Origin of the sequence: Blastochloris sulfoviridis, assembly GCF_008630065.1 — a bacterium.
Taxonomy (GTDB): domain Bacteria; phylum Pseudomonadota; class Alphaproteobacteria; order Rhizobiales; family Xanthobacteraceae; genus Blastochloris; species Blastochloris sulfoviridis.
This window is the reverse complement of sequence record NZ_VWPL01000056.1, coordinates 1-8,275: the sequence shown is the minus strand read 5'-3', so window position 1 is coordinate 8,275 and position 8,275 is coordinate 1. Positions and strand designations below refer to the sequence as shown.

Annotated in this window: 8 protein-coding genes, 1 tRNA gene and 1 pseudogene; 4 read left to right on the top strand and 6 right to left on the bottom strand. The window is 65.9% G+C overall.

Features of this window, described 5'->3' with window-relative positions; genetic code table 11:
* The first annotated feature begins 150 nt into the window (after nt 1-150).
* On the top strand, nt 151-960 hold the full coding sequence (gene pseF / locus F1193_RS16615; protein ID WP_342781835.1) for a pseudaminic acid cytidylyltransferase: 810 nt from the start codon (nt 151-153) through the stop codon (nt 958-960).
* 156 nt (nt 961-1,116) lie between these two features.
* Here the strand turns inward: pseF and cysE are convergent, their stop codons facing one another.
* The 3 genes from cysE to F1193_RS16600 all read right to left on the bottom strand — a co-directional run bounded on the left by cysE (nt 1,117) and on the right by F1193_RS16600 (nt 3,711).
* A complete protein-coding gene (gene cysE, locus F1193_RS16610) occupies nt 1,117-1,974 on the bottom strand; it encodes a serine O-acetyltransferase (RefSeq protein ID WP_425457255.1) in 858 nt (285 codons plus the stop codon).
* A gap of 220 nt (nt 1,975-2,194) precedes the next feature.
* On the bottom strand, nt 2,195-3,226 hold the full coding sequence (locus F1193_RS16605; RefSeq protein ID WP_150098911.1) for a cysteine synthase A: 1,032 nt from the start codon (nt 3,224-3,226) through the stop codon (nt 2,195-2,197).
* Nucleotides 3,223-3,711 carry an Lrp/AsnC family transcriptional regulator gene (locus F1193_RS16600; protein ID WP_150098910.1) on the bottom strand — a complete coding sequence of 163 codons (489 nt, stop codon included), beginning with the start codon at nt 3,709-3,711 and terminating at the stop codon, nt 3,223-3,225. The genes F1193_RS16605 and F1193_RS16600 overlap by 4 nt, the downstream gene beginning before the upstream one ends.
* A gap of 340 nt (nt 3,712-4,051) precedes the next feature.
* Here F1193_RS16600 and F1193_RS16595 point away from each other — a divergent pair.
* A pseudogene (locus F1193_RS16595) lies at nt 4,052-4,299 on the top strand (integrase core domain-containing protein); the annotation flags it as partial.
* A gap of 1 nt (nt 4,300) precedes the next feature.
* On the opposite strand, the gene F1193_RS16590 reads toward F1193_RS16595, so the two are convergent.
* The 3 genes from F1193_RS16590 to F1193_RS16580 all read right to left on the bottom strand — a co-directional run bounded on the left by F1193_RS16590 (nt 4,301) and on the right by F1193_RS16580 (nt 5,610).
* Nucleotides 4,301-4,765 carry a hypothetical protein gene (locus tag F1193_RS16590; RefSeq protein ID WP_150098909.1) on the bottom strand — a complete coding sequence of 155 codons (465 nt, stop codon included), beginning with the start codon at nt 4,763-4,765 and terminating at the stop codon, nt 4,301-4,303.
* Nucleotides 4,766-5,027: 262 nt separating this feature from the next.
* Nucleotides 5,028-5,103, bottom strand: a tRNA-Glu gene (locus F1193_RS16585).
* Between the two features lie 165 nt (nt 5,104-5,268).
* Nucleotides 5,269-5,610: a hypothetical protein gene (locus F1193_RS16580; protein WP_150098908.1), complete on the bottom strand. Its 342-nt coding sequence runs from the start codon at nt 5,608-5,610 to the stop codon at nt 5,269-5,271.
* 157 nt (nt 5,611-5,767) lie between these two features.
* Between F1193_RS16580 and F1193_RS16575 the strand changes: the two genes are divergently transcribed.
* Together F1193_RS16575 and rpoH are read left to right on the top strand one after the other, a co-directional pair.
* The gene (locus F1193_RS16575) at nt 5,768-6,808 is read left to right on the top strand and encodes an RluA family pseudouridine synthase (protein ID WP_150098907.1); all 1,041 of its coding nucleotides are present in this window, start codon (nt 5,768-5,770) and stop codon (nt 6,806-6,808) included.
* Between the two features lie 111 nt (nt 6,809-6,919).
* Nucleotides 6,920-7,819, top strand: a complete 900-nt coding sequence (gene rpoH / locus F1193_RS16570) for an RNA polymerase sigma factor RpoH (protein WP_150098906.1) — start codon at nt 6,920-6,922, stop codon at nt 7,817-7,819.
* Nucleotides 7,820-8,275 lie beyond the last annotated feature (456 nt).

Sequence of the window (8,275 nt, the reverse complement as noted above, 5' to 3'; positions counted from 1 at the left end):
AGCGAAAAGTCGCCGCCTGGGACGACGACTTCCTCGCAAGCCTCCTGGCAGCGTGATTTTTCACCCGATTGCCCTGCTTGCATCATCCCTTGAAGCCCATGGAATCATGGCCCGGAACACGCGGAGTGGATCTGGCCAAGCAATCGGGCAATGTCGGCCAAGCCCGCAAGGGCTTGGCACTTGCCGGTGGCTTTTGGCGCGTGCGAGATAAAGGTGGATCGAGCGGAGCTGGGGAAGGACCATTCGATGAGAGTGGCGATCATACCAGCGCGTGGTGGCAGCAAGCGTATCCCGCGCAAGAACATCAAATATTTCGCTGGCAAGCCGATGATCGCGCACTCGATCGGTGCAGCACTCGCAAGCGGCGTCTTTGACCGGGTGATCGTCTCGACCGACGATGCCGAGATCGCCGAGGTCGCGGCTGCCTTCGGGGCCGAAATTCCCTTCGTGCGGCCGCCGGACCTCGCCGACGACCACACCACCACCGCCGCTGTCATGAAACATGCCGTCGCGGCCGTTTCGCGCGGCGAAGATTGCTGCACGGTCGCGTGTTGCCTTTACGCGACGGCCCCCTTCGTGACCGCCGAGGCGCTACGTGATGGTGCACGCCTGCTCGAGGAGAGTGGGTGCGACTATGTATTCACCGCAACCAGCTACAGTTTTCCCATTCAACGCGCCATCCGCCTGGACCCGAACCGACGCGTCGCGATGTTCCACCCCGAACACATGAACACGCGCTCCCAGGACTTGGAGGAGGCGTGGCATGATGCCGGTCAGTTCTACTTCGGCAAGTCACGTGCTTGGCTGGACAACATTCCGCTCTTTGGTCCGACGGCGACCGTGCTCGCGCTTCCTCGTCACAGGGTTCAGGATATCGACACTCCGGAGGACTGGAGGCGGGCAGAACTCATGTACAATGCACTGACAGAGGAGCCGCCGTGCGCGCCGTCCGCGAGGTGACATAGCAGGGTGCGCGCCACTGGTTGAGGCGCAGTTCGAGGGGCTCGCTTGGCGCGCTTCGTGCCGCCGCGGGTTCGCCGCCTGCGGGCGGCAGTCTAACTCGGTCCCTGCCGGACCTTCCGCCGCAAAGGTTTGGTGTCTGGGCCCGAGACCGCGTCAGATCACGTAATCGAACGCATCATAGGCGTCGCGGTCGAGCGTCTGGTCCATCGCGGATGCCGGATCGGGGCAGCCGGCCGGCCCCACCGTGCGCGCCGGAACGCCGGCGACCGTGGTGTTGGCCGGCACCGGCCGCAGCACCACCGAGCCCGCGGCGATGCGCGCGCAACGGCCGATCTCGATATTGCCGAGGATCTTGGCCCCCGCCCCGATCAGCACGCCGCGGCGAATCTTGGGATGCCGGTCGCCGCTCTGCTTGCCGGTTCCGCCGAGCGTGACGCCCTGCAGGATCGACACATGATCCTCGATCACCGCCGTCGCGCCGACCACGAGGCCGGTGGCATGATCGAGAAACACGCCCTCGCCCATCGGCACCGCCGGGTGGATGTCGGTCTGGAACACTTCCGACGACCGGCTCTGCAGATAGAGCGCGAAGTCGCGCCGGCCGCTCTTCCACAGCCAGTGCGCCAGACGATGGGTCTGGATGGCGTGGAACCCTTTGAAATAGAGCAGCGGCTCGATCGCGCGCGTCGTCGCCGGGTCGCGGTCGAGCACCGCCTTCAGATCCGCGCTCACCGCGCCCGCGGTCGCCGGATCGTCGGCGAAGGCTTCGTTGAAGCCGTCATAGAGCAGCCGGTCGGGCAGCGCCGCACCCGCAAGCCGAACGGAAATGCGCCGCGCCGTCGCATCCGCGATCGACGACGCGTGAAAGACCGTCGGCACCACCAGGCCGCCCAATTCCGGCGACACGCGCAGCAAGGCTTCCGCCTCCTCGCGCACCGCACGCCACAGCACCTCGGCACTACCGGGCAGCGGCTGCACGATCGCGTTGGCCGGCCTCGACGTCATCTGCATCGAACTGCACTCACGATGATGGACAAATCCATCGAGCCGCAGCGGAAGGTTTTCGTCAAGCGAACGAAACGCCCTATTTCCGCACGCATCGAGAGATTCGTTTCATGGCCAGCCACGACCGCAGCAGGAATCTCTCCGATCGCCCACATTCGCGCGGCCGGCCCTGCGCCGCCCCGCGCGCCTCCCCGGCTCCTTCAACCCATCGAGCGCTGCCTGTCGCTCATTCGAGGCACGCATCGACAGTGGCAACCCGCTCCAGCCACGCCGGCACCGGCAATCCCTTCGACCGCAGAAAGTCGGCATTGAACAGCTTCGACTGATAGCGCGTGCCGGAGTCGGCAAGCACGGTGACGATGGTGTGGCCGGGACCGAGATGGCGCGCCAGCCGAACCGCCCCGGCGAGATTGATGGCGGACGAGCCGCCAAGACACAGCCCCTCCTTCGCCAGCACCTCGAACACCAGCGGGATCGCCTCCTCATCGGGGATCTGGAACGACACGTCGGGCTTGAAGCCCTCCAGATTGGCAGTGATGCGGCCCTGGCCGATGCCCTCGGTGATGGAGGAGCCCTGCGCCTTGAGCTCGCCTTTGGTGTAGTAGCTGTGCAGCGCCGCGCCCAGCGGATCGGCCAGCGCAATCGCGACCTTCGGCTTGCGGCAACGCAGCGCCTCGGCGACGCCAGACAGCGTGCCGCCGGTGCCAACCGCCGACACGAAGCCATCGACCGCGCCGCCGGTTTCGTTCCAGATCTCCGGACCGGTGGTCTCGACATGGGCGCGCCTGTTGGCAACATTGTCGAACTGGTTGGCCCAGATCACGCCGTTCGGCTCGCTCAAAGCCAGTTTCGCGGCGATGCGCCCAGACACCTTCACGTAATTGTTGGGATTGGCGTAGGGCACCGCCGGTACCTCGACGAGATCCGCGCCGACCAGGCGCAGCGTGTCCTTCTTCTCCCGGCTCTGCGTTTCCGGAATCACGATCACCGTTCGCAATCCCAAAGCATGGCCGACCAAAGCCAAGCCGATGCCGGTGTTGCCGGCGGTCCCCTCGACGATCACCCCGCCGGGCCTGATCAGGCCACGCTCAATCGCATCGCGGATGATGAACAGCGCCGCGCGGTCCTTCACCGAGCCGCCGGGGTTCAGGAACTCCGCCTTGCCGAGAATGCGGCAGCCGGTGGCGGCGGACAGCGACTTGAGTTCGATCAGCGGCGTCGCGCCGATCGTCTCGACAAGTCCCGCACGGATGGTCATGCGACGCTCCTGTCGCGCGGAGACTTGCCAACCGGCGGCACCGGCAGCGCCGTCGTGGCCTTGATGCGCTCCATGGCGAAGCGCGAGGTGACGTTCTTCAGCGAAACAATGCCGATCAGGCGCTTGTAGAACTCGTCATAGGCGGCCATGTCGGCGACCACCACGCGCAGCATGTAGTCGACGTCGCCGGCCATGCGGTAGACGTCCATCACCTCGGGCAGCGCCACGATCGCCGAGGCGAATGTCTCAAGCCATTCCTTCGAGTGGTCGCCGCTCTCGATCGACACGAACACAGTGAGGCCGAGCCCGATCTTCTCCGGCGCCACCAGCGCAACGCGTCCGGTGATGATGCCCTGCGCCTCCAGCTTCTGGATGCGCTTCCAGCACGGCGTCTGCGACAGATGAACCTTGCCGGCGATCTCGGCGATCGACAGGCTGGCGTCGGCCTGCAGCAAAACGAGGATCTTTCTGTCGGTGGCGTCCATGTGGAAGATTTCCGGAATGGAGAACGTTTGCGTTGCTTTGCCGCACCATAGCGCAAATGACTTCTCCTTGATGCTAAAGATTACGCGATTAAAAGAATAAAATTCTCCAGTGTTGAGGGGCGACCACAGTTCTCTTCGCCTGCCGTTCGGCATGCATATCCCGTCAGCCGGACCCGGCGTCGATGGAGAGTTCCCGCCGGTGGAGCGAAAGTCCTGCCCTTCGCCGCAGGCCGCCCGCATCTTCGCCGAGAACTTCGAGGTCTACGGCGCGCGCAAGAGCCTGTCCCCGCGAAGGCGGGGGTCTGGCGTCAGATGATTCGCGAGTGGAGCCTGCCCTCGGGCTGGCCGAAGGCCAGACCCGGGGGACAATACGCTCGCCGAGACGATCAACGGCCTCTACAAGGCCGAGGTCATCCATCGAAAGGGACCGGACCGTGGCGGAGCTTCGAGGCCGTCGAGTTCGCCACGCTGACCTGGGTCGAATGGTTCAACCATCGCCGGCTGCTGGAGCCCATCGGCAACATCCCGCCGACCGAAGCCGAGGCGCGCTACCACGCCATGCTCGACGAGCACAAACTGGCCGCGTGACTCAAACCAAACAGCCCCCGACAAACCCGGGGCGGTTCACCCGGCAATAGCCCCGGGTCACCGCCCGTCGAAATCCCACCACCAGTCTGTCCCAGACGGATTCGATCGCGGCGACGATGTCCTCGCATCCGGGACGCATAATGCCGTCAGGCGACATGTATTGCTGGCGAACGTCGTAAGGATAGACCTCGTCTGCCGCCCACCCATCACCGTCGGGTGCAGCAACAGGATACTTTATGACAAGGCAATATGAGTGACGATCGACGCCGCAACCAAGGACGTCATGACATCTGACTTGCTGTTGCACAAACTCATCGATCGATTTTTGTGGCGCCGGTCGCAGCACGAACGGCCCCGGCGTTCCCAATGAGGTTTGAAACAGGAACGGCGCGGCCCGGAGCGGCACCCAGGACGGATCGGGCGGGTCGATGACGTGTCGCTTCCGGGCCGGGTCGGATGGTTTCATCTGGCCTGTCGAACCGCCGAAGGGGGGCTACGCGATCGGCCCCGCGGCTTTGCGCGGACGCCCGGGTCCGATCCAGGTCGACTCTAGCCGTCAGACCCTAATGACCGATTGCCATGCGGAGGTTGTGCACGGACTTGGCGAGGAGGCGATCGCGACTCGGCGGACGTTCGTGGATGTCGGCGGACGCCGACGCATTCTCCCCAAAACCTTCCCAAAAAGCGGGCCTGGGCGCGAGATTTCCGGCTTAAGTCTTTGATTTTGCTGGCGCTCCCTAGGGGACTCGAACCCCTGTTTTCGCCGTGAGAGGGCGACGTCCTAGACCGCTAGACGAAGGGAGCTGCGGCGCGGAGTTGCGATATAGCCGTCTTGCGGGGCGCCTGCAACAGCGTCGAGCAACGCTGCGGCGGTGCAGGGGCGCGTTGCGGTGCATAACCGGCGTCGATCGGACGCCCGCGCACGTCTTGGCTGCACCGCCCCCGCAGCGCACCTCCTGAGAGGTCCGCTCACGGCTCGCTGGCGAAGCGCAGCCGGCCGGCCGGCTTCAGCGTATCGATCGCGAACGTATGCACCTCGATCGTCCCGCTTTGTTCGACGGTGACCACCAGCCGGTCGCCGGCGACCGCGGTCGACACGATCTTGGCGCCGCGCGGCAGCGTCGCCGTGACGTCGGCAAGGCCGCCCGAGCTTTTCGGGCCGGTGAAAAGGCGATAGCCGATGACGCCGAACACCGATGCCGCACCGAGCACCATCACCAGGGCGGAGACCTGCGACAGGCGGCGCATCCGCGACACCAGCCGCTCCTGTTCCGGGGTCAGCGGCGGTTCGTTGTCCTGGGTGGATGTCATGGCAAGCAATGTGTTGGCAAGCGGTGTGTTGGCGGGCGATAGGCTGGAGGGCTATGCCTTGCAGCCCGGCAGATGTGGGCCCGATGCGCCGGGCGCAAGACGTGACGAGCGAAGACCCGATGAACCCAGACCCGATGAACCAGGGCCGGATGAACCGATGAGCGACACGACCCCCCGGCCGGACGCGGCCGCACGGAGCGAACTGACGGTCACCGAGGCCGAAGCGGGCACCCGGCTCGACCGCCTGCTCGCCGACCGGCTCCCCGCCTTCAGCCGCTCGCGTCTGAAGGCGCTGATCCTGGCCGAAGCCGTGACCATCGACGGCCGATTGGTAGTGGACCCCGGCGTCAGGGTCAATTCTGGCGGGACCATCGTGCTCGCCGTGCCGCCGCCGGAGGATCCGACGCCGGCGCCCGAGCGGATTCCGCTCGCCATCGCCCACGAGGATGCCGATCTCGTCGTCATCGACAAGCCGGCCGGACTGGTGGTCCACCCTGCCGCCGGCAACGCCACCGGCACCCTGGTCAACGCCCTGATCGCCCATTGCGGCGCCAGCCTGTCCGGCATCGGCGGGGTGGCGCGGCCGGGAATCGTCCACCGCCTCGACAAGGACACCTCGGGGCTGATGGTGGTGGCCAAGACCGACCGCGCCCACCGCCGGCTCGCCGCCCAGTTCGCCGACCACGGCCGCAGCGGCGGCTTCACCCGCGCCTACCTCGCCTTCGTGTGGGGCTGCCCGGCGCTGCCCTCCGGCAGCGTCGACGCTCCGCTCGACCGCGACCCGAGGAACCGCGAGAAGATCGCGGTTCGCCCAAACGGGCGCTGGGCGGTGACCCACTGGCGGCTGCTCGAGAGCTATGCCGGCGCTGACGGGCGGCCGGTGGCGAGCCTCGTCGAATGCCGGCTGGAGACCGGCCGCACCCATCAAATCCGCGTGCACATGGCCCATATCGGCCACCCGCTGCTCGGCGATGCCGTCTATGGCGCGGGCTTCCGCACCAAGGCCGCGCAGCTTGCGGACGCGGCGCGCGATGCGCTCGATCGTCTGGGCCGCCAGGCGCTTCACGCCACAAGCTTAGGCTTTGTTCATCCTTCGAGCGAAGAATTCATGGAGTTCGCATCGGAACTTCCCGAAGACCTTGCCGCTTTGCGTAGGTCACTCGCGCATAGTCCGGCGCGGAAACTGACGAAAGCGTAATTTGATCCCACCTATTGACGTCGGTAAGGTCTGCGTTGTGGTCGGCATGACGCGATCACCCGAGGGCTTGCCCGCTCGGGGAGCCCATCACCCATTGGAGGGCGCATCATCATGGCCCATCTGCCTCTGATCACTGCCGAAAATGGCCTCTCCCGCTATCTCGACGAGATCCGGCGCTTCCCCATGCTGGAGCCGCAGGAGGAGTACATGCTCGCCAAGCGCTGGCGCGAGCATGGCGATTCGGACGCGGCCCACAAGCTCGTCACCAGCCACCTTCGCCTCGTCGCCAAGATCGCGATGGGCTATCGCGGCTATGGCCTGCCGATCTCGGAAGTCGTGTCCGAGGGCAATGTCGGCCTGATGCAGGCGGTGAAGCGCTTCGAGCCGGAGAAGGGCTTTCGGCTGGCCACCTACGCCATGTGGTGGATCAAGGCCGCGATTCAAGAGTACATCCTGCGCTCCTGGTCGCTGGTGAAGATGGGCACCACGGCGGCGCAGAAGAAGCTGTTCTTCAACCTGCGCAAGGCCAAGAGCCGCATTTCGGCGCTCGAAGACGGCGACCTCAAGCCCGACCAGGTGAAGCTGATCGCCAAGCGCCTCGGCGTCGAGGAGCGCGAAGTCATCGAGATGAACCGCCGCCTCGCCGGCGATGCCTCGCTGAACGCGCCGCTGCGCGACGATGGCGAGGGCGGCTCCGAGTGGCAGGACTGGCTGGTCGACGAGAGCGCCAATCAGGAGGCGCTGCTGGTCGAGAGCGAGGAGATGGACTCCCGCCGCGCCGCGCTGAAGAGCGCCATGGACGTGCTGAACCCGCGCGAGCGCCGCATTTTCGAGGCGCGCCGGCTGTCGGACGATCCGATCACGCTTGAGGAACTTGCCGAGGAGTTTGGCGTCAGCCGCGAGCGCGTCCGCCAGATCGAGGTGCGCGCCTTCGAGAAGGTGCAGGAGGCGGTGCTGGCGCGGGTGCGCGCCCTGGAGCAGACGCCCGCACTGGCGGCGATGCCGTCCTGACGGGTCCGCCCGATCCGTCGATTTCGATCCGATGAACACGAAGCGCCGGCCGATGGCCGGCGTTTTCGTCATACGGTTTCCGGTTGGTCGGCTCGGGTTTTGCACGCGGTGGGGTTTTGCACGCGCCGAAGACCCCCCACCCGCCCGAGCTTGCGCTCGGGCACCCTCCCCCGCTCCGCGGAGGAGGGACAAGAGCTGGAAATGTCACGCTCTTCTCTCCCTCCCCGATCTTCGGGGAGGGAGGCGCCGAAGGCGTTCTGCGCCCCCCACCCCCGACCCCTCCCCACCGCTCGCAAAGCTCGCGGGGGGAGGGGAGAAGCGGGATGCCTCTTCTCCCCTCCCCCCATGAACGCAGTGAATGGCGGGGAGGGGTCGGGGGCAGGGTTATCGCATATAAGCAAAGAGTTCGAAGAAGAACTCTTTGCTCCAAAGCGCGAGGTTCATTTTTCTCGATAC

Coding starts and splice junctions, on each gene's coding strand:
- F1193_RS16590 (WP_150098909.1), bottom strand. CDS start 4,765: ATGAAACCATCCGACCCGGCCCGGAAGCGACACGTCATCGACCCGCCC.
- F1193_RS16575 (WP_150098907.1), top strand. CDS start 5,768: ATGAGCGACACGACCCCCCGGCCGGACGCGGCCGCACGGAGCGAACTG.
- rpoH (WP_150098906.1), top strand. CDS start 6,920: ATGGCCCATCTGCCTCTGATCACTGCCGAAAATGGCCTCTCCCGCTAT.
- F1193_RS16605 (WP_150098911.1), bottom strand. CDS start 3,226: ATGACCATCCGTGCGGGACTTGTCGAGACGATCGGCGCGACGCCGCTG.
- cysE (WP_425457255.1), bottom strand. CDS start 1,974: ATGCAGATGACGTCGAGGCCGGCCAACGCGATCGTGCAGCCGCTGCCC.
- F1193_RS16580 (WP_150098908.1), bottom strand. CDS start 5,610: ATGACATCCACCCAGGACAACGAACCGCCGCTGACCCCGGAACAGGAG.
- F1193_RS16600 (WP_150098910.1), bottom strand. CDS start 3,711: ATGGACGCCACCGACAGAAAGATCCTCGTTTTGCTGCAGGCCGACGCC.
- pseF (WP_342781835.1), top strand. CDS start 151: ATGTCGGCCAAGCCCGCAAGGGCTTGGCACTTGCCGGTGGCTTTTGGC.